Here is a 21,932-nt window from a genome sequence, read left to right as displayed (position 1 = left end):
TTATGCATCCACTCTTGGATCTGGGTGATTTAACACTTCATCAGTTTGAGTTAATCGCCATGTTGATAAGCGTTGATAAATATCTTGATCGTGTAAAGCAAGAATTTGCGCAGCAAGTAATGCTGCATTAGCCGCACCAGATTTACCTATAGCTAAAGTGCCAACAGGAATGCCCTTAGGCATTTGAACAATAGAATAAAGACTATCAACACCATTTAATGCGGCACTTTGTACCGGGACACCTAATACAGGAACAAGCGTTTTAGCGGCTAACATACCGGGTAAATGAGCTGCACCGCCAGCGCCAGCGATGATCACATCATAGCCTTTTTGTTTAGCATCTTCAGCAAAACGAAATAACTTATCGGGTGTACGGTGTGCTGAAACGATTTCAACATGGTAAGGAATAGTCAATGCATCAAGGATATCGGCGGCATGCAGCATAGTGCTCCAATCACTTTTGGAGCCCATGACAATGGCAATTTTAGGTTGAGTGTGCATAACAAACGTTTGAATAATTAAAATAAGATGTACGCAAAGTATACACTAAATTTTAGTTGATGGGGATAGTCATGGGAGATATCAATTAACAATACAGATTCCTGATATTCGTTAGAAGGAAAACATAATCAAAATAATGCCGCCGAATAGTAAAGAGTATCGGCGGTAATTGAAGCATCAGCTTTTTACTGCTGCCACGATTTTAATTTCGATCAGATATTCTTTTTTCATTAGTCCAGCTTGCACAGTACAACGAACAGGCGCACTACCCTTAGCTACCCATTCGTCCCATGCTTTATTTATTGCAGCAAAGTCACTTTTATTCACTAAAAATAATGTCGCATCCAATATATGTAATTTATCGCTGTTAGCTCGAGCTAATAGTTTATCAATTTCTGCTAATGCACTTTGGGTTTGTATATAAGCGTCATTTTCAAGTTCTGTAGGAACACTTGTGTAATAAATCACATTATTATGAATCACAGCTTCAGACCAGCGATCATCGGGATCAATTCGAGTTATTGTCATCATATTTTCCTTGTTAGATGAGTCATTAAGACACTTTAATAAAATCCGCACGCAATTTTTTTATTTCATCACGCAGTACGCCGGCTTTTTCAAATTCAAGATTTTGAGCCGCTTCATACATCATTGCTTCAAGTTCTTTCACTTTTGCCTGTACATCTTTAACAGAAACATACTGATACGATTTACCTGGTTCAAACGCTTGAACTTTGGCTGTTGATTTCTTGGTACTTAAACCTGCCTCTAATACATCTTTAATTTCTTTGCGTACTGATTTAGGCGTGATGCCATGTGCTACATTAAAGTCTTCTTGTTTTTGACGACGGCGAGCAGTCTCATCAATCGTTTTTTGCATAGCCGGCGTAATTTTATCTGCATATAATATAGCTTTACCATGCTCGTTTCGAGCGGCACGCCCAACGGTTTGAATTAGCGAGCTTTCTGAACGTAAAAACCCTTCACGGTCAGCGTCTAATATTGCGATTAGCGATACTTCCGGTATATCTAACCCTTCTCGAAGTAAGTTAATCCCAACTAACACATCGACTTTACCTAAACGCAAATCTCGGATAATTTCCATTCTTTCAACCGTATTAATATCTGAATGCAAATATTTGACATTGATATTATGTTCCGACAAATAATCGGTTAAATTTTCTGCCATACGTTTAGTTAGTGTAGTTACCAAAACACGTTCTTCGTTGTTAATTCGAATTTTGATTTCGGATAATAGATCATCCACCTGAGTTGTAACAGGGCGAACTTCGATAATAGGATCTAATAGTCCGGTAGGTCTAACCACTTGTTCAATAATTTCGTTACCTGATTTCTCAATTTCGTATTTGGCTGGTGTTGCTGATACATAAATGGTTTGTGGCATAATATTTTCGAATTCTGCAAACTTTAAAGGCCTGTTATCTAGTGCTGATGGTAAACGAAAGCCGTATTCAACCAAATTAAGTTTTCGCGAACGATCGCCATTATACATTGCGCCTATCTGTGGAATAGCAACATGCGATTCATCAATAAATAATAATCCGTCTGGAGGCAAGTAATCAAATAACGTTGCTGGCGGATCGCCCGGATTACGTTGGGCTAAAAAGCGTGAGTAATTTTCGATGCCAGAGCAATAACCCAGTTCGGTCATCATTTCAATATCAAAGAGTGTTCGCTGAGTTAAACGTTGTTCTTCCAGTAGACGATTGTTATCTAACAATACTTTTTGACGTTCTTTAAGCTCTTGTTTAATTTGCGCAATGGCATTTTCCATAATATTTCTTGGCGTTACATAGTGTGTTTTTGGATAGATAGTGATCCGTGATACTTCATTGATACTATTACCTGTCAGAGGATCAAACATAACAATACGATCGACTTCGTCATCAAATAGCTCTACGCGCACAGCAAGTTCATCTGAGTCCGCAGGAAAAATATCGATGACATCCCCTCGAACGCGAAACGTACCACGGCTAAAACCTATTTCGTTACGAGTGTATTGTAATTCGGCCAAACGAGTTAAAATTGAGCGCTGATCGGTTATGGTGCCCTTTGTTAAGTGTAATATCATTGACATATAAGTTTCTGGCGCACCTAAACCATAAATTGCCGATACCGATGCTACGATCACAACATCGCGTCGTTCGAGGAGCGATTTCGTCGCTGAAAGACGCATCTGTTCTATATGCTCATTAATTGAGGCATCTTTTTCAATAAATGTATCAGTTGAAGGCACGTAGGATTCAGGTTGATAGTAATCGTAATAAGATACGAAATACTCAACCGCATTTTCAGGAAAAAAGGCCTTCATTTCGCCATACAACTGAGCTGCCAATGTTTTATTGGGCGCTAAAATGATTGTTGGGCGGTTATGCGTAGCAATGACATTGGCCATAGTAAACGTCTTACCTGAACCCGTTACGCCCAACAATGTTTGATGTGCTATCCCATCTACAATATTTTGATTAATTTTTCTTATTGCTTCAGGCTGATCACCGGCAGGCTTAAATTCGGAACATAATTTAAATTTTTTCATTACATCACAACCAATATTTTACCTATTAATAAAAATTATCCCCAAAAGGACTTGACCTTTTAAAATCTTCTATTTTTCATTCAATTGACTTTTTTATAAATAAAAAAGACAACAAATTCATGACTTGATTTACGATAACATATTGATAAAAAACAAAAAACAATTTAATGATTAACTTACAATCAAATCAAGAAAAATCCTGTTCTTGACTGAGGTTAGCGCTTTTTTTAATAAACTACTCACAGAGTTATCCACAGGTAACGGGGATAACTTCATAAGTATAGCCTCTATAGGCTTTTTTCAATTATCAAGACAATTTTTGTCCAAAAAAAACTTTTATTTTGGATGGTTTTTCCTATTTTTAAACTTCTTTTAATAGATTTAATTAATCTACTTGTTTAGCTGTTCAAATTGATATTGATAGCTATCATCAAAGTCACGAACAAAAGTTAATCGATGAGTGATGCATTTAGGCGCATCTTCTGCGTGATGAGACACAAAGAGTAACTGAGTATGTCCCTCACTAATTAAACGATCTATCCAGCGTTTGACTAATTCTCGATTAAGATGGTCTAGCCCTTGCAATGGTTCATCTAAAATAAGCAGTGTCGGATGTTTGACTAAAGCTCTAGCTATCAAAACTAATCGTTGTTGCCCCCAAGAGAGTGATTGAAAAGGTTTGCCCGCTTGCGCTTGTAAACCTAACAACTTTAACCATTCATCAGCTAATTTAGCTTGTCTATCACTGGTAGTTTGATAGATACCAATCGAATCAAAATAGCCAGACAATAACACTGTTTTAACGCTAGAACTAACGCGGTAATCCAAATGTAAACTACTACTGACATAACCAATATGGCGTTTAATATCCCAAATCGTTTCACCTGAGCCACGTTTACGACCAAATAAAGTAAGGTCATTGCTATACCCTTGCGGGTGATCACCAGTAATTAAACTTAATAATGTTGATTTCCCTGCACCATTAGGACCAACAATGTGCCAATTTTGTTTGGCCTTTACTTGCCATGTTAATCCATTAATTATTGCTTTATCATCATAATAAACATAGCAATTATTTAATGTGACTCGATCTAATTGATCTGCTAATCGTGTTGGTGATTCATCAGCTTCTGGTAATGGCATATTGGGTATATTTTCCAAATCTGCTAATTGCTTAACTGTTGCATCGTTTAATATTGTACTCTTCGTATCAATTTTCAATAGTTGGCAATCAGCTAATATACCAACATTTTCGATAAAATCAGGAATTTCATTAAATCGATTTAAAACAAGGACAATAGTGATACCCTGCTTAGCAAGGTCCGCAAGTATTTGTGCTAAATTTGCACGAGATGCCACGTCTAAACCATCAAAAGGCTCATCTAATATCAGAAAATCAGGCTGCTGCATCAAAACTCGGCAGATTAAGGCTTTGCGAGTTTCACCGGTTGATAAATATTTAAAGCGTTTGGTTAATAGGTGTTTAATTCCCAATTGTGTTGCTAATTGTTGACAAAGCACTTGATTAAAATTATTTTCTTGAATAATTTGCTCAGTGGTTAATCCAGTATCATTTTCACTTTCGCTTAGCATATCTGTATTATTACGCTTCCATTCATCATCAATCAGTTTTTGTAGTTGTTCAAACGATATATGAGCTATAGATTTAAATTGATTGATAACGTTACCTGATAATAATGTTTGCTCACCTGCCAACGCTTTAACTAGTATAGATTTACCACTACCATTACGCCCCACAAAAGCGACATGCCCCCCTTGCTTGATTGCCAACGATTCAATGATAAAAACTTGGTAATCACTAATTTTAAACTGTGCGTTTTCTATTTGTAGCATGATAACCTCATATTGCTAAACTAATGTTGCAACAATAATATGTTGTGGATTAATACATAACTTAGTTTGTTTACCTACAGTTAGAGCAGCTTGCTCAACTTCTTTAGCTAATTTGCTAGCGTAAAGCACAATGCCAGAAGATAATGAAAAAGCAATTTCACTCCATTTTTCATCTGTTGTGATCTTTTCAACTGTAACCGACAAGAGATTCTCATTCGCATTCTCTTTTGTATTTACCCATTCAATCAACGGGGCTTTAATTAACAACAAGACTGTTTTATCAGTACTCAACTTTAACCGTCCAATACTTGGCTGAGTAATGTACGCTGTTAACTCAGTTTGGTTATCACTGAGCAGTACAGTAATAAAACCAGCAACATCACTTGTGTGAATCTGCTTAACTGTGCCATATAATTGATTTCGGGCACTAGTCTGCAATGACAATCTTGCAGTGGCTTTTAAAATATCATCTAATGGGACTTTGTCATCACTCAGTATGTTAAATGCATTTTGTTGCAACTGAGTTAATAGATCATAAAGTTGAATGAATCTAACAGCATAAGGACTGAGCTTTGTGCCCCCACCATTTTTGCCACCAATTGCGGTAATTAAAAAAGGATTAGGTGCTAATTTGTTAATTTCATTGATAGCATCCCACGCTGTTTTATAACTAACGCCAATTTGCTTGGCAGCCTGACTTAATGATCCAGTTTGTTCAATTGCTTTTAACAATGCAATACGCCGTGGATCAGTAAATAACTGTTGCTGAATATTCAATGTCAATAAAATTTCAGGAGAAAACATAATTTAACACCATGAAGAACCAACTAATCAATTTGGAGGAGATAAGAGCGTTTATTGTAGACGCTTTTTTATATTCATTCAAAACAAGTTAAAAACATCATTGATTGTTTGATGACATTTATTTAATTGTACTTTATGAATAAATTTTGCTAATATCGATATGTTTTTTTTTATATAGCGATTAAGTGGTTAATGGAAATGTTCCATTACAACCGAGTATTTTAACAATATTGATAACCCAAATTAACCTACTTTTATTGTGAGGAAAAAATGAAAAAATTGATTGGAATTCTTGGGGCTATAGTACTGATGGCGATGACCTTTTCTGCATCAGCTGCTGAAAAAATAACTGTATTTGCCGCTGCCTCATTGACAAATGCAATGCAAGATGTCGCTACCGCTTATAAAGCTGAACATAAAGACGTGGATATTGTGTTTTCTTTTGCTTCATCATCAGTATTAGCAAAACAAATTGAACAAGGTGCACCTGCCGATATTTTTATGTCAGCTGATCAAAAATGGATGACTTACCTTATTGAGCATAATATAGCGAAAAATAAACAAGACCTATTAAAAAATGCATTAGTTCTTATTGCCCCAAAAAGTTCACCATTAGATAACGTTTTAATCAATAACAATACCAATTGGCAAGCGATTTTACCTAAAGACGAAAGAATTGCCATTGGTGATCCAGATCACGTTCCCGCGGGGCTTTATGCAAAAGAATCACTCACTAATTTAGGCGTATTTGACAAATTATCACCACAATTTGCCCCTGCGAGCAATGTGAGGGACGCTCTGATGTTAGTTGAGCGTAACGAAGCCGCCCTTGGCATTGTCTACAGCACCGATGCCAAAGTAAGCGATAAAGTGAAAATTGTAGGGGCTTTCCCTGCAGATACATTTAGGTCTATTGAATACCCAATCACGTTATTAAACTTAAAAGCAAGTGACTTTTATCAATATTTAAACTCACCACAAGCTAAAGCCATTTTTGAAAAATATGGATTTATAACAAAGTAACTTAACAAGTGAGTGATTTGATACAAATATGTTATTAACCGAATTTGAATGGCAAACTTTACTACTTAGTTTAAAAATAGCCACTGCAGCCATTGGCTTTAGTTTACCAATAGGTATTTTAACCGCTTGGATATTGGCTCGCTGTCAATTTTGGGGTAAACCGTTATTTGATAGCATTGTGCATCTTCCTCTTGTTTTGCCACCGGTAGTATTAGGTTATGTATTGTTAATAACCATGGGTCGACGAGGTGTGATTGGTGAGTGGTTAACTCAAAATTTAAATATCAGTTTTAGTTTTAATTGGCAAGGTGCAGCTTTAGCTTCAGCAGTGGTTGCATTTCCACTCATGGTACGTTCTATTCGCTTAGCCATTGAATCGATTGATATACGACTTGAACATGTGGCTCGCACTCTTGGTGCCCATAAATGGCGAGTATTTCTAACTATCACTTTACCTTTAGCCTTTCCGGGTATTTTAATGGGAATCGTGCTAAGCTTTGCTCGTTGTTTAGGAGAATTCGGTGCAACAATTACATTTGTATCAAATATTCAAGGTGAAACTCGGACCTTACCACTCGCAATGTACACGATGCTACAAATCCCCGATGGTGAACACAGTGCCTTACGACTGTGTATCATTTCAATTGTACTGTCGATCATTTCACTTTTTTTATCAGAATTGTTAAATCGATGGCATAAGAGGAAGCTAGCAGGATAATCACTATGTTAAAAATACAGGTTAGCAAACAATTGGCTTCATTTTCTTTCCGATTCAATCATGATATAGATTGCCAAGGCATTACCGCTATTTTAGGCGTTTCAGGATCGGGGAAATCAACGCTAATCAACCTTATTAATGGATTAATTAAACCCGACCAAGGTTATATCAAACTCAATAACACATCACTGGTTGATTGTGATAAGAACCTTTTTATCGATCCTGAAAAACGTCAGATTGGTACCGTTTTTCAAGATGCATTACTTTTCCCTCATTATAAAGTGATTAAAAATCTAACTTATGGTGCTAACAACTTCAATTCTTCAAAATTTGACGAAATCGTGAATGTACTTAATATCCACTCATTATTAAATCGCTATCCAGCAATGCTATCTGGTGGCGAAAAACAGCGGGTGGCAATCGGTCGAGCACTATTAACCAATCCTTTATTACTATTGATGGACGAGCCGCTTTCCGCCCTTGATATGCCCAGAAAAAAAGAGCTATTAACATATATCGATAAGTTAGCCAATGAGTTAAATATACCGATTATTTATGTAACACATAATATTAATGAAGTTAAAAAGATAGCCAATAATGTAGCAATTTTAGATCAAGGCAAGCTGATTGAGTTTGGTAAAGTCGAGCATGTTTTACAAAGTGATTATTTAAAAGAATGGTTATAAAGAGCTAAAGTATTACTATTTTGTTCTTGTTTGATATATGTCACGCCATCATGCCATGCCCCCAGCACTATACGAGTTGCACGGTTGCCTTCAATTTGAAAATGGTGTGTTGCAGGTTTGTGAGTATGACCATGCACCATAATATCTGCATTGTGTTCTATCATCACTTCCACTACCGCTTGTTGATTTACATCCATAATAAATTCAGATTTAGTCTGATTATGCAGACTACTTTTTTGCCTCAACTTAGCTGCAATTTTAAGCCGAACAAAGCGCGGAAGTAATAAAAACAGTTTTTGTAACCATCTATTATGCATAGCTTTTCGAAATTTTTGATATTGAAGATCGTCAATACATAATAAATCGCCATGTAAAAAAACAATATTTTTTTCTTGATTGGGCAAGCAGTTAATTTCGGGCAATAAAATCATATCGCTCTGCTTAGCGTACTTTTTCCCTAACAAAAAATCGCGGTTGCCATGCACAAAATATTTTTTGATATTACGTTGTGATAGAGCTTGTAATGCCTGCGCAACTTGGCAATGTAAGTTTGTTCTCACATCATCCCCTACCCAATAGTCAAACAAATCACCTAAAATGTAAAGTTCACAATTATCGGGGAGAGTATGTAAAAAAGACAAAAAGCCTGCGGTTATACCCATATAACCATCAGGCTCATTATCGGCTAGATGAATATCAGCGATAAAATAACGAACAGGATTATTCAACCGTAACACTCGTAATAATGACATCTTCCACAGGAACATCTGAATGCATACCGCTACGCCCTGTTTTAACGACTTTGATTTTATCAACAACGTCTAGCCCTTCGACGACTTGTGCAAAAACACAATAGCCATAACCATTAACATCAGCAGAGCGGAAGTTAAGATAATCATTATCCACTACGTTGATAAAAAATTGTGCAGTCGCAGAGTGTGGATCAGATGTTCGTGCCATCGCTAAAGTGCCACGATCATTTTTTAGTCCGTTATCTGCTTCATTTTTTATTGGTGATTTTGTTTTTTTCTGTTTCATACCGGGTTCAAACCCGCCACCTTGAATCATGAAATTATTAATAACACGATGGAAGATTGTGTTGTTGTAAAAACCGTCTTTGCAATATTCAACAAAATTTTTAACGGTTTCTGGCGCCTTATCGTCAAAAGTTTTGATTTTAATATCACCTAAATTAGTGTGAAATATAATCATAACAGATTCCTTTTTTTATTTAATATACATATTTCGAGCAAAAGTAAGCTTTAATCAATTTGACTTACTTACTAAATTTTTCACATGCTTCAAGGGTGTTACTCATTAACATAGCAACAGTCATTGGACCAACACCACCAGGTACAGGCGTTATCCAACCAGCCCGTTTAACGGCAGCCTCAAAATCCACATCGCCAGCTAATTTACCATCTGGCAGACGATTGATACCAACATCAATAACAATTGCGCCTGGTTTTATCCACTCACCCTTAACATAATTAGGAATGCCAACTCCTGCAACAACAATATCCGCATTACTCACATGTTTAGCTAAATCAACAGTACGGCTATGAGTAATGGTTGTTGTACAACCTAATAACAATAATTCTAATGCCATTGGACGACCTACAATGCTTGAAGCCCCTACCACTGTTGCATTTAAGCCTGATAGATTTATACCCGTGGATTGCAGCATTTTGACCACTCCATAAGGAGTACATGGTCGTAAAATCGGATCGCGTTGTAATAAGTGACCAATATTGTAAGGGTGAAAACCATCAACATCTTTACTTGGATTGATACGTTCAAGAACCTTGGTTTTGTCAATATTATCAGGTAAAGGAAGTTGCACTAAAATACCATGCACATCTGATCGTTGATTAAGTTCATCAATTAATGCCAATAACTCATCAGTGGTCGACGTTGGGAAGTCATACGCAAATGAAATAAAACCAACATCATCACAAGCTTTTTGCTTATTTTTGACATAGATTTTTGATGCAGGATCTGAACCCACTTGAATTACGGCAAGCCCAGGAACAGATAGGCCTTTTTCAATACGTGTGTTAACTTTATTAGCAATGTCAGTTCGTATTTTTTGTGCTAATGCTTTTCCATCAATGATATGTGCAGTCATAAGCTTCCGTTTAGCTACCATAGTAAGGGCATCATTTTCGCAAAAGTTTTTATTAATGTCTATTTACTTATGAATAGATTGATTAAGTTGAGTTAATATTTCTTTGTATTGCGCATCAATATCGGTAATCACAGAACAAATATGAGTATCAAAAGCTTTTAGTTTAGGTTTTTGAGCTTTCCATTCATTTTTGGAGATTTGTTTGATCGCCCCTAAATTTTTAAAAAAATCGAAATGCAAAATACTTCCACCAACAACATTATAAAAAATACGCTGACCGATATCTTCACCATCTTTTTTTAGATTATTGAAATTTTGGTAAGAAAATCGTGTATTGCCATTTTCTGTAAAAATCGAAGCATGTAGCAACTTAACTAAACGTTTATATAATTTGTTTAATTCACTTTTTAGCTCGGTATCGTCGCTCAATTGATTTTTTATTGCCTGTTCAAAGGTCATTTTCACATCTAATAAAAGATTTAACGATTGTTGTTCTAATTGCGGTAACTGTTGGCGTAAATCTTGTTGAAATTTTGCCAGTTTTTTTTGTAATGGCGGATTAAGTGTTACTGATTGCTTATTTAAAATCACATTACCATTTGGTGTAATAGTTAAATCATTTTTTTTATTAAAAATATGCACACTTTCTTTGCTAATCGTAATATCATAACTGGGTTTAACTCCACACTCTTTTTTCGCAGCAAATACGGTGATAGGTAATAATAAAACAATCAATAACAATTTTTTCAACATATTCATATCCAGCAAGTTAATTCATGCAGATTATAACGTCTATCAGGAAATAAATATAATAAACTTGAATATATGCTGTAGTTGAGAAACACACAAATCAAAGTCAACATATGTTATCTAGTTGATATTTTACAAAAAAAACAGCAATTGAAAGGTATAAATCCCTCAAAAAAATAGAACTAAAAAACTTCAATAAAATCAATACCTTTTCTGAACGATTTTTATAGGGACAAAACCGTCTTTTCCGCAATTTTAAGCATAAAACCCTGATTGACTTTTCAAGCCTATTATCAATAGATATAATCTATTTAATTAACTATATTTAACCACTTTTTTTAAATTAAAAGTAACGTATAGTAATAATATATGTAAAACAACTTATTCGAGGTGACAAATGTATACTGTAATTTTTGGACGTCAAGGTTGTCCTTATTGTGTTCGAGCTAAAGAATTAGCTGAAAAACTTTCTCAAGAGCGTGATGATTTTTCTTATCGCTATGTCGATATTAATGTTGAAGGCATTACCAAAGAAGATCTTTCTAAAAGTGTAGGTAAACCTGTTGAAACTGTGCCGCAAATTTTTATTGATGAAAAACCAATCGGTGGCTGCACTGATTTTGAAGCCTATGCGAAAGAGCATTTAGGGCTTTATAAATAAAGCACCCCCTCATTTTAAGCAAAAAAAAGCCACATACATATAAGTGGCTTTTTGTTTTATATTATTGCCATTATCGTCCTGGCAACTTTTTCCAAGTCACTTCGTTACGTAAATAAGTTGGCTCTACATCTTCAACATTCACTAGCTCATTCTTTTGCCATTGATTCTTAGCAAGAACAACAAGATCTTGTGCATGAGGTAACAAGATATCGCTTTGTTTTATATCGTTAATCATATCAGGATAAGTTTGCCACCCCGTACCAGCACAATAATCATTTTGACTAATATGCTTCACTTTTTCGATTACTTTTTCAGGCTTAATAACACACTCAGCAATAACCGCTTGCCATTGCTCGTTAACGTAATGGTATTGACCTAAATAAACTTCGTTCATTCTAGCATCAATTGCGGCAATTACGTTTGTTGCTTGCGTTGTTCGATAAACACCTTGAGCCAAAGTCATCAGTGTTGATACACCTATCATGGGTTTATCAATACCTAACGCTAAACCTTGAGCCACGCCAATACCAATTCTAACGCCAGTAAAACTACCTGGGCCTTGGCCAAAAGCGATTGCATCAACTTGCGTAAGTGAACAGTCTGATTGTTTAAGAAGTCTATCAACCATCGGTAATATTTGTTTAGTATGATCACGAGCTGATACAATAAAATCGTGAGTGATTTCGTTACGGTAAAGCAAAGCAACCGAACAAGCTTCTGTTGAGGTATCAATGGCTAAAATAGTACTCATTTTTTTTCCAAAATATTTTATCTATTATCATTTAGCTTTTAGTTATTAAAAAGTTTATAACTTTATTTATGTCCCGTGTTCTTGGTGAAGGTGGTAAGCTATTAATAAATGTTGCACCATAAGGTCGCATTACTAAACGATTATCACAGATGATAACCGCTCCACGGTCATTGTGATGGCGAATTAGTCGCCCGACACCTTGTTTTAAGGTGATTACCGCCTCTGGTAATTGTACATCATTAAATGCGTCCCCGCCCTGCATTTGACAATCTTCCATACGGGCTTTAATTAACGGATCATCAGGCGAAGTAAACGGTAATTTATCTATAATAACACATGATAAGGTATCGCCTCTAACATCGATCCCTTCCCAAAAGCTGCTCGTAGCAATAAGTAGCGCATTGCCCGTATGAATAAACTGTTCAAGCAATTTAACTTTACTGGTTTCACCTTGTACTAATACTGGTAATTTGGTTAATTCTCGAAACTGTTTAGCGAGTGCATTCATCATTGCATATGAGGTACACAAAAAGAAACAACGGCCATTATTAGCTTCAATAACAGGCAACAAAATATTGGCTAATTTTTCGGCATTGCCTTGCTCATTTGGCGATGGAATATAACGTGGAACACACAAAATCGTCTGGTTAATATAATCAAATGGGCTTTCTAATATTAGTGAATCGGCATTTGTCAGCCCTAAGCGTTTAGTAAAATAATCTAATTGATTATCAACCGATAACGTTGCTGATGTAAAAATCCAACTGCCTTTTCGCTGTGTTAATAGTTCAGTAAATTTATCGGCAACAGACAATGGCGTTAGCGCAAAAACAAAATAGTTATGGCTACTTTCATACCAATAACTAAAACCAGTTACATTTGTCTCCTGCAAGCGTTTTAATAGCGTATTATATTGATTAATTCGTTCAAAACAGTTATCTAACGTTGTCGAACGTCCAACCGTCAATAACAAAACTTCGTGACAAAAATCTAATGCATCGACAAGATAAGAAATCTCTTTTTTAACTGCTTCTTGGTTAAATAAAAAACGTAAGTTACCTTTTGGTGGTTGTTGGTTAATAACAATTCGTAAGTCTTGCGTACATTTTTGTAGTTTATCCGCACATTGCTGTAGCTGAGACATATCTTTAACTTCAGTACGATAAACTAGGTTAATTTCTTTAGCTAGGTCAAAAAGTTGCCGACTAGTTAGCTGCTCACCAAAATAGTGGCAAGCAAGATCTGGTAGTTGATGAGCCTCGTCGAAAATCATGACATCTGCTTTAGGAATCAGTTCTCCAAAGCCCGTATCTTTTACTACAACATCAGCTAAAAATAAGTGGTGATTAACCACAACAACATCCGCATTTAAGGCTCGTTTACGCGCTTTGACAACATAACAATCACTATAGTGCTCACAGTCACTGCCTAAACAATTATCATTTGTGCTTGTTAATATTGGCCAAATTAGGTTTTCTTCCGTGACAGTAGTGCATTTACTAATGTCTCCATCTTTAGTTTTAATTGACCAATTTTTTACACGAACTAAATCAACACGTAAATCTTTATCAAGATCTCCTGCTGCTGCATATTGATGATACAGGCGTTCTAAACAAAGATAATTAGCTCGACCTTTAAGCAAGGCTATTTTTCCTGTGTAATTTAATGCTTTTTTGATTATTGGTAAGTCTTTACTGAATAACTGTTCTTGTAAATTTTTAGAGCCAGTTGAAAGTATTACTTTTTTATCGCTACGTAATGCAGGAACTAAATAAGCAAAGGTCTTGCCAGTCCCTGTTCCCGCCTCAACCACAAGAGAACGCTGTTTTTTTATTGATTCAGAGACTTTACTTGCCATGTTTCGTTGTGGTTCTCTTGCTACAAAACCGTCAATAGCCTTAGCAAGCAAACCATTCTCAGCAAAATCATCAATCACTTAAAATACACCTAATAAAAAAGATAAGTTCAATACAACAATAAAATGAAGAAAATATATTCTAGGGAAAATACAACATTATGAAAACATCACAACTTATTTCCAATAATGAGATGAATTTATTGTCACAGAATGAAACAATTAATAATATAAAAACTGCTGTACTATACCAGTAACCGCGCGAAAAAGATATATAGGCATCCTTGAGTCACCAAAGCCATCTTTAATTGTGAACGTTACTCATCAAAATAAATAACGCCCTAGATTTCAAAAAATAAAGAACCAATAACAAATTTTATTTTGTCAATTTGGTTTTCAAATAAATAAAATAATGCTTAAGTCCTGATAAATATTTTTTTTGCTTAAACATTAATCGAGAATAAGCTCGTATTGAGGAGGTTTTTTTACAACTATATAAAGGCAGCTCGTCATTTTTCCATGGTGATTGTTGTAAATAAAAATCAAATAATGTTGAACGATAAGGTTGGTGCCAAGGTTTGTTTTTAGTAATATAATGAATCAATACAGTATCATCTGGGACATTTGAATCTTCATTGCCATTTATTGATAACGCCAATAAATTATTATATTTCTTTGCTAATAGAATCCTTTTTTCACCTATTGCAATATTTAATACGTCTTGATCTGGGTATTGATATTTTTCACCACTATTCAATAGAGTTAGTGTTTTAGAAGTAATATCCTCCTGACACCAAAGTGGAATATTAATTAACATAACACCAGAATTAAAATAAGTGCCAAACTTTACGTTATATTTAGAACATTGAGACGCTTGCATATAAGAAACATCAGCAACAGCTGCTATAACCGCTGAATCTAAATTAATATCAGAAATAAATGCTAAGTTTTGGAGACAAAGTGTATCACTATCAATATAAAGCAACCTTTCAGCAACATCTCTTAAAATTATTGGAGCAATTAATCGAACACAAGCCGAAATAGGAAACTGTTCAGTATTTTTTTGGTCTATTTTGAACTGCTCATTAATGACATATTCGGTTATAGCGATATTATCAAATTTAATGGCGACAAATTTTTTTCTATTTACTTCTGAAATATTATGCGTAAAAAGATGAAAATGAATTTGCCGATTTTTGTTATTTGCAATAACAGAAATAATGTCCACTCCTGCCGATAGTGCATAATTATTGTCAAAACATAATAAAATATGTAATACAGGGGTATTATTTAAAAAATCACATAATAATAATTCATTTCGTTTATTAATAAATTTATCAACATTAATCACACAGCTAATCCTTAATGCTTTTTGAAAGTTTTATGCTTTAAATACAGTAAAAAATACTTACAAGCAGAAAAATATTTATGTTGGCTTGCAAGAAGCTTAGCGTATCGTCTTGTCGTTGATGGTGCATTCTCATTAGCGAGTAATAATTTATCCTTAGCCCAAGGAGAGGAAGCAATATAACTTTGATAGAGTGGCGTTAAATATAGTTGATACCAAGGCTTATTTCCGGTGACATAATGAATAATCACATTATCTTTATCAATAAGATTGTCCTCTTCACCACCTACTGTAAGTGACGTTAATTTATTGAAACATTGAGGTAAAAATACGGTTTTACCCTGCATTAAAATATTTAACACATCTTGATCAGCAAATTTGTATACTTTGCCACTATTAATCATTGAAAATGCTTTTTCAGTAAGGTTATTTTGCACCCACATATCCGTATTAATATAAATCATTCCTGCATTAAAATATTCGCCATATGGAATATCGCAAGCTGCACATTGTTTTTCTTGCGTTTTATCCACATCAGGGACGACAGCAGAATATTTATCAGTTAAATCAGTGTTGATTAATTCATTAAGATTACGGGTGCATAAGACATCACAATCCAAATATAAAACCCTCGAAGTAATTTTATTTAAAATTTGTGGAACAACAAACCGCAAACACGTTGACGCTGAAACATGTAAAACTAAAGTATCAGGGTTAATGGAAAAATCATCACTAATTTCATAACAAATTATAGTCACATTTTCTTTACTTAATTGATTAAATCTTATGATTTTTTCATTCGATACGTTATTAGCAAATAAGTGAAACACCAAATTTTTATCTGGATTATTCAAAACAACAGAAGACATAGCAATACCAGCAGGCATTGCATAATTATCATCGAAGCAAAATGCGATATGTGTGGTCTGTGAAGATTCTATGGTATTATTAAATAATGTTGTAATTTTACTAATAAAAAGGTTTTCTTTCATCTTATGCTGTCTTAAAACCAAGATTAAAAATTTACAATATTGTAACATACGTTAAATTAAACAATGAAGTAATAATAAATTTTATATTGACATATAATGTCAGTAATGACTAAATAACAACGTTAAGTTTTTAAAGAGTATTGGAAATGGATAAGAGTATTAATATTGCATATTGTACAGACTCGAATTATCTTGAACATGTAGGTGTTTCAATTACCTCTATCATGCTTAATAATATGCATAATAATATTCATTTTCATGTTTTTTTATATGATGTAACTACAGAAGAAAAAGAAAAATTACAACATATTAGTTCATCAATCACGCTCTATTCAATTCCTGTCAATGAATTAAACAAGTATTCAGATACACACAATAACAAAATAAAACATATTAATCGCTCAATGTACCTTCGATTGTCAGTTCCTAGACTATTGCATGGCATTGTTGATAAATTTATTTATTTAGATGCAGATGTACTGTGCTTTACTGACATATCGCCGATTTTAAACACAAATATAGATTCAGTTATTTGTGCTGTAACACCTGACTCGTTAGATAAACAAAATATGTTAAAAAATAAAGAAAGACTCAAGTTAACGTCTGAAAATTATTTTAACTCTGGTTTTTTATATATTAATGTTAATAACTGGATGCAATTTGATACAGAAACTAAAATAAATAACATCTTATTATCGTTAGAACAAAAAGATTTAATCTACCCAGACCAAGATGCACTAAATATAGTTTTACAGCATCAAGTCTTATTTATCGATCCTAATTGGAATTATTTATTTACTTGGATGGATGATAAACAAAAAGAAACATTTTTTTATGATAAAAAATCTTTACCCTATATCATCCATTTTACGGGTGCCAGAAAAATGTGGTATCAAGAACATATAGGACTTGCGCAAAATATCTATTGTTTTTATAAACATTTTACTCCTTGGACCAATAGTCCACTTAAAAGTTATAAACCCAAAATGCGCGTTAATGATTATCGTATTTATGCCAAAAACAGCATCAAAGAGAAAAAATTCATCACTGGCTTAAAATATTATTTACTTTATTTAGGCTATAAATTAAAAAATTAGATCTAACTCGCTTAGATATATTTATTAATTGACTCTATTAAAGTATCTGGGTCAATCTTTTCCACACTATTAACATAAAAAACAATTTGTTTTCCATTTATATCGTTGGGTGACCAAATATGACTATTTACTTGCAAATTAAGATTCGGACTGTATTTTTTTATATACTTTTTATCTAAAAATAAATCTTGTTGTAAGTATTTATAATTACTCAATTCTCGACTATAAACAGATTTCAAACTATTTGATTCAGGGGGTGGTGGTTCCATATAAATTGAAATACATTTAGTTGAGAAAGCTGAAGCAATATGTACTATTGATGTATCAACACTAATAACCAAATCTGCTTTTTTTATTAAGGGAATGACATAAGAAATTGCAGGAGATTGAAATTTAATACAGTCTGGTATAAATAATTTATCAAATTTTTCACCTTGACCAATTAATATTATTTTATATTTCTGATGACAATTTTTTAACAGATCACACAACATTTTAATCTGGTGCTCAGATAAGCAACGATATTTTGAACTACCATAGGGATTTATTACCACAAATTTATTCTGAGGTTTAATATTATTAGTAATAAATATGTCTACATTTTTTTCTTTAACAGAATCAATAAAAATTTCGTAATTAAAAGAACCGTATTTGATACTAAGGTATGTTAAATAATATTTAAGTTGATTTGTAACATGATCTGCCGGCTGATAATAAGGTAAAGAAATATTGAATGATTTTATATTGCTTTTATTGTAACTAAGCAAATGTGTACTTTTAACAAAACAACAAAAAAACAAATGTTTTAAATCTAACCGTCTGTGAAATCTTGCATCAATTGCCAAGTCAAATTTATGTTTTCTGACAGTTTTTAGCGAGTTAACTAACTCACCAAAATTTTTATCATTATACAAAAAACGCCCAGTTATATATGGATTGTTATCTAAAATTTCTAAGCTACTTTTTCGAGAAGAAATATAAACTTCATATCCATTATCAGCCAAATACCGGATAAATGGCGTTGTAACTATCATATCACCAATACAATCATTTCTAATAACAAGTACTTTCTTTATCGTATTGGCATTAAATAAAGTTTTTTTCTTTTTAAAAAAAGAGTAAAAATAAACAAAAATTTCATATATAAAATATATTTAATTTTTTTAGTAATAAAATTACGTTGCCAATTTAACTGTCGCAATTTTTGCTTTAAATCCATCAAAGTTATTCCTATTCTTTTGATAAATTTTTATAATTTTTCTATTTCTAATTTTAATTGTTCGAGCATAATACCAATATCAAGATTGGCTATCGGATCACCAAGTCCAGTACCTAAATGATCATTTGTAAACATTTGTATTGCATTGGCATAATTTGGTCCCCACACATAATTATTAATAAACTTATTATCAATAATCCGATTATTATAAACACAAAGCATTTTTTTATTATAAATAGAAGCAATATGCACAATTGAAGTGTCAACAGAAATCACCAAATTTGAAAACTTCACTAAAGCAACACTTTCAAAAAAAGTAGGTAATGGATTGATAATAATATTTTTTTTAGCTTTAATATGAGATATTTTATTAGGTTCGCCCACGACAATTGTTATACAATTATCATATTGTGATAAAAAGGATAAAGTTGTATCAATTTGAGAATTAGAAAAGCTTCTAGCCTCATTTGAACCATAAGGATTAAAAATAATGATATTTTTATTCGAAGCAAGCAACGAACTTATAAAATCTTTAGCCGAAAGCTCGGCTTCGGTTGGAATATTAACAAAGTACCTTATAGGCGTGGGCTGAATACGCATAAATTCAAGTATTTTCTGACTTCTCTTTGAAATATGAGATTTGTATTCGTGATAATAAATTGATGTATCATACAATTTATATTTATCTTGATTAAAACCAATTGTATGTAACGGATTGATAGCTTGAATTATTTGAGCTCGCCTTACACTATTTTGGCCTTTATCAACCAGATCAATTGCGACATCAATCCTTATACTCTGTAATTGTTCTTTTATCTGTTTTATGTTTTTATTCCTATCGTAGAATAAAACCCCATCTACAGAAATAAATTTATCAAAAAGAAAGGCTATCCTTTTTTCTACTACGACATAAACCTGAAAGCCATTTTCTCGAAGAGTATTAATTAAGTAGGAAGTTACTATTGCATCGCCAATTCCTTGATCATTCATAAGAATTGCTACAGAACGATACTTTTCTAGAAAAAATTCAGACCTTACCTTTTTTTTTCGATTTAATAAAGCTAATTTAATAGCCAATTTAAACGGTTTTACCTTTAAATTTCTCTGCCTATTCAAGTATTTAATACATTCTAGTACTTTATTAATCATATGTCTTTTAATATCCTATCATGCAAAATATATTTATATCTAAATTTTAAAAACTCTTCATCATATTAATTTGTAAAATTTCCTTGATATAACTTTGCATATAATCCATTCATTGATAACAATTCTTGATGATTACCTTGCTCAATAATCTTGCCACTATCAATGACAAGTATTTTATCCGCATTTTCAATTGTTGATAATCGATGAGCAATAACTATTGATGTCCGTCCTGTTTGTAGAACATCTAAAGCTTTTTGGATTGCTTGTTCTGATTCAGTATCTAAGGCTGAAGTGGCTTCATCAAGTACTAGTATCGGCGTATCTCGTAATAAAGCTCTTGCTATTGCAATACGTTGTCGTTGACCGCCAGATAATAACACACCACTTTCACCCACTATTGTATCAAATCCATTTTCAAGCTCTATAATAAAATCATATGCATACGCTTTTTTAGCGGCTTCTTCTATTTCATCTCGAGAATATTCACCTACTTTCCCGTAAGCGATATTATTTGCAACAGTATCATTAAACAAATGTACATTTTGTGAAACTAACCCAATTTGATTACGCAAACTATATAAAGTTAAATCTTGAATATTATTATTATCAATTAAAATTTCACCTTCACTTATATCATAAAAACGCGTAAGCAAACTCGCGATAGTTGTTTTTCCTGATCCCGAACGCCCAACTAACGCTACTGTTTTACATGGCTCTACCAAAAAGCTAATATCTTTCAATGCCGGCTCTTGTCTATTTTCATAAGTAAAACTGACATGTTTAAATTCAATATTGCCTCTAACTCTCTCAATATTGATTTTTCCATTATCTTTTTCGGTTGGCTGTTCAAAAATAGCAAACAAAGTTTGACAGGCCGCCATCCCTTTCTGAAACTCGGCATTAACACTAGTTAAACTTTTTATTGGTTGCATTAATGCAACTAAAGAAGAAAAAACGACCGTAAACTGTCCAGGACTAATATTCAAATCAGGGTTACTCGCCATTAACAAGACAAAAGCGATAGCAAACGAAATGATAAGTTGAACAATAGGTGTTGATAATGCAGAAATAGACACTAATCTCATACCATCACGACGAAATTTGTTATTTACTTTATCAAAGTTTTTTGACTCTTCATCTTGGGCGCCAAAAAGAATAATTTCTCGATGGCCTTTTAGCATTTGTTCAACAGACATGGTGACATTACCCATTGAATTTTGCATATTTTTGGCTAATCTTCTAAATTTTATAGAAATAAAAGAGATTAATCCAATAACAATTGGCGTAATAATAATCAACGATAAAGATAACTGCCAGCTATTGCTGAACATTGTATAAAATAACCCGCAAATAAAAGCTGATTCACGTACTATCGTTATCAAAGCATCAGATGATGATGAAGCGACTTGATCGGTATCATAGGTAATGCGAGACAATAATCTTCCTGTAGAGTTTTGGTCATAGTAACTTACCGGAGCATCGACAAAATGACTAAAAAGGCGCTGACGAATATTAAGTACGATTTCTGTAGAAATCAAAGATAAAAAGAAAGAATATCCATAATTTGCGAGACCACGGAGTAATACTAGTCCAAAAATATAAAAAGGCGCCATCATTAAAAAATGCTGATCATTTTCAACAAAACCTTTATCAAGTAAAGGCTGTAACAACGCAATAAGCGAAGTATCAGCAAATGCACTAAAAACAAGCAATATGACTGAAAGAAACAGAATCAATTTGTGTTTAGCAATATAAGGCCATAACTTAGAAAAAGTCTTCCATGTAGATGAGTCTCGATCAATATCGTGATTAATTGATTGATTATTATTTTTTTTCATA

21 protein-coding genes are annotated in these 21,932 nt (G+C 33.4%); 5 read left to right on the top strand and 16 right to left on the bottom strand.

The window, feature by feature from the left end; all coding sequences use genetic code 11:
* From purE to GYX25_RS00900, 5 genes are all read right to left on the bottom strand, one after another.
* The gene (gene purE / locus GYX25_RS00920; RefSeq protein WP_174786467.1) at positions 1–501 is read right to left on the bottom strand and encodes a 5-(carboxyamino)imidazole ribonucleotide mutase; all 501 of its coding nucleotides are present in this window, start codon (positions 499–501) and stop codon (positions 1–3) included.
* Between the two features lie 177 nt (positions 502–678).
* Complete coding sequence (locus tag GYX25_RS00915; RefSeq protein WP_091347416.1) at positions 679–1,029, bottom strand: RidA family protein; 351 nt, start codon at positions 1,027–1,029, stop codon at positions 679–681.
* A gap of 25 nt (positions 1,030–1,054) precedes the next feature.
* Positions 1,055–3,058 carry an excinuclease ABC subunit UvrB gene (gene uvrB / locus GYX25_RS00910; RefSeq protein WP_091347418.1) on the bottom strand — a complete coding sequence of 668 codons (2,004 nt, stop codon included), beginning with the start codon at positions 3,056–3,058 and terminating at the stop codon, positions 1,055–1,057.
* Between the two features lie 390 nt (positions 3,059–3,448).
* Positions 3,449–4,912, bottom strand: coding sequence for a molybdate ABC transporter ATP-binding protein ModF (gene modF / locus GYX25_RS00905; protein WP_174786466.1), 1,464 nt, complete (start codon positions 4,910–4,912; stop codon positions 3,449–3,451).
* Positions 4,913–4,927: 15 nt separating this feature from the next.
* Positions 4,928–5,716 (bottom strand): TOBE domain-containing protein, encoded by a 789-nt coding sequence (locus tag GYX25_RS00900; RefSeq protein ID WP_091347422.1) that lies wholly within the window; start codon positions 5,714–5,716, stop codon positions 4,928–4,930.
* Between the two features lie 270 nt (positions 5,717–5,986).
* On the opposite strand from GYX25_RS00900, the gene modA reads away from it, so the two are divergent.
* From modA to modC, 3 genes are read left to right on the top strand one after another with little or no spacing between them, the layout of a single operon-like run.
* Entirely contained in the window at positions 5,987–6,739 is a 753-nt protein-coding gene (gene modA, locus GYX25_RS00895) for a molybdate ABC transporter substrate-binding protein (RefSeq protein ID WP_091347423.1), read from the top strand.
* A 28-nt stretch (positions 6,740–6,767) separates the two neighbouring features.
* Entirely contained in the window at positions 6,768–7,457 is a 690-nt protein-coding gene (gene modB, locus GYX25_RS00890) for a molybdate ABC transporter permease subunit (protein WP_091347425.1), read from the top strand.
* A 5-nt stretch (positions 7,458–7,462) separates the two neighbouring features.
* Positions 7,463–8,143 (top strand): molybdenum ABC transporter ATP-binding protein, encoded by a 681-nt coding sequence (gene modC, locus GYX25_RS00885; RefSeq protein ID WP_174786465.1) that lies wholly within the window; start codon positions 7,463–7,465, stop codon positions 8,141–8,143.
* Here modC and GYX25_RS00880 read toward each other — a convergent pair.
* The 4 genes from GYX25_RS00880 to GYX25_RS00865 form a co-directional block, all read right to left on the bottom strand.
* The gene (locus GYX25_RS00880; protein ID WP_174786464.1) at positions 8,122–8,895 is read right to left on the bottom strand and encodes a UDP-2,3-diacylglucosamine diphosphatase; all 774 of its coding nucleotides are present in this window, start codon (positions 8,893–8,895) and stop codon (positions 8,122–8,124) included. The genes modC and GYX25_RS00880 overlap by 22 nt on opposite strands.
* The gene (gene ppiB / locus GYX25_RS00875) at positions 8,864–9,355 is read right to left on the bottom strand and encodes a peptidylprolyl isomerase B (RefSeq protein ID WP_174786463.1); all 492 of its coding nucleotides are present in this window, start codon (positions 9,353–9,355) and stop codon (positions 8,864–8,866) included. Before ppiB ends, GYX25_RS00880 begins: the two co-directional genes overlap by 32 nt.
* 64 nt (positions 9,356–9,419) lie before the next feature.
* On the bottom strand, positions 9,420–10,271 hold the full coding sequence (gene folD / locus GYX25_RS00870) for a bifunctional methylenetetrahydrofolate dehydrogenase/methenyltetrahydrofolate cyclohydrolase FolD (RefSeq protein WP_174786462.1): 852 nt from the start codon (positions 10,269–10,271) through the stop codon (positions 9,420–9,422).
* Between the two features lie 63 nt (positions 10,272–10,334).
* Entirely contained in the window at positions 10,335–11,030 is a 696-nt protein-coding gene (locus GYX25_RS00865) for a DUF2884 family protein (RefSeq protein WP_238785923.1), read from the bottom strand.
* A gap of 388 nt (positions 11,031–11,418) precedes the next feature.
* On the opposite strand from GYX25_RS00865, the gene GYX25_RS00860 reads away from it, so the two are divergent.
* Entirely contained in the window at positions 11,419–11,682 is a 264-nt protein-coding gene (locus GYX25_RS00860) for a GrxA family glutaredoxin (RefSeq protein WP_091347437.1), read from the top strand.
* Positions 11,683–11,752: 70 nt separating this feature from the next.
* Here the strand turns inward: GYX25_RS00860 and tsaB are convergent, their stop codons facing one another.
* The 4 genes from tsaB to GYX25_RS00840 all read right to left on the bottom strand — a co-directional run bounded on the left by tsaB (position 11,753) and on the right by GYX25_RS00840 (position 16,628).
* Complete coding sequence (gene tsaB / locus GYX25_RS00855; RefSeq protein ID WP_174786460.1) at positions 11,753–12,433, bottom strand: tRNA (adenosine(37)-N6)-threonylcarbamoyltransferase complex dimerization subunit type 1 TsaB; 681 nt, start codon at positions 12,431–12,433, stop codon at positions 11,753–11,755.
* 31 nt (positions 12,434–12,464) lie between these two features.
* Positions 12,465–14,369 (bottom strand): helicase C-terminal domain-containing protein, encoded by a 1,905-nt coding sequence (locus tag GYX25_RS00850; protein ID WP_174786459.1) that lies wholly within the window; start codon positions 14,367–14,369, stop codon positions 12,465–12,467.
* A gap of 295 nt (positions 14,370–14,664) precedes the next feature.
* Entirely contained in the window at positions 14,665–15,639 is a 975-nt protein-coding gene (locus GYX25_RS11110) for a glycosyltransferase (protein WP_174786458.1), read from the bottom strand.
* A gap of 11 nt (positions 15,640–15,650) precedes the next feature.
* A complete protein-coding gene (locus tag GYX25_RS00840; RefSeq protein ID WP_174786457.1) occupies positions 15,651–16,628 on the bottom strand; it encodes a glycosyltransferase family 8 protein in 978 nt (325 codons plus the stop codon).
* 146 nt (positions 16,629–16,774) lie between these two features.
* On the opposite strand from GYX25_RS00840, the gene GYX25_RS00835 reads away from it, so the two are divergent.
* Positions 16,775–17,725 carry a glycosyltransferase family 8 protein gene (locus GYX25_RS00835; protein ID WP_174786456.1) on the top strand — a complete coding sequence of 317 codons (951 nt, stop codon included), beginning with the start codon at positions 16,775–16,777 and terminating at the stop codon, positions 17,723–17,725.
* A gap of 11 nt (positions 17,726–17,736) precedes the next feature.
* Here the strand turns inward: GYX25_RS00835 and GYX25_RS00830 are convergent, their stop codons facing one another.
* From GYX25_RS00830 to msbA, 3 genes are all read right to left on the bottom strand, one after another.
* Positions 17,737–18,759 carry a glycosyltransferase family 9 protein gene (locus tag GYX25_RS00830; protein WP_174786455.1) on the bottom strand — a complete coding sequence of 341 codons (1,023 nt, stop codon included), beginning with the start codon at positions 18,757–18,759 and terminating at the stop codon, positions 17,737–17,739.
* Between the two features lie 215 nt (positions 18,760–18,974).
* Positions 18,975–20,093, bottom strand: a complete 1,119-nt coding sequence (locus GYX25_RS00825) for a glycosyltransferase family 9 protein (RefSeq protein WP_174786454.1) — start codon at positions 20,091–20,093, stop codon at positions 18,975–18,977.
* Positions 20,094–20,158: 65 nt separating this feature from the next.
* Positions 20,159–21,931 carry a lipid A ABC transporter ATP-binding protein/permease MsbA gene (gene msbA / locus GYX25_RS00820; protein ID WP_174786453.1) on the bottom strand — a complete coding sequence of 591 codons (1,773 nt, stop codon included), beginning with the start codon at positions 21,929–21,931 and terminating at the stop codon, positions 20,159–20,161.
* Position 21,932 lies beyond the last annotated feature (1 nt).

The organism is Gilliamella sp. ESL0254, assembly GCF_013344985.1.
Classification (GTDB): Bacteria; Pseudomonadota; Gammaproteobacteria; order Enterobacterales; family Orbaceae; genus Gilliamella; species Gilliamella bombicola.
This window is presented reverse-complemented; position numbering and strand designations above follow the sequence as displayed.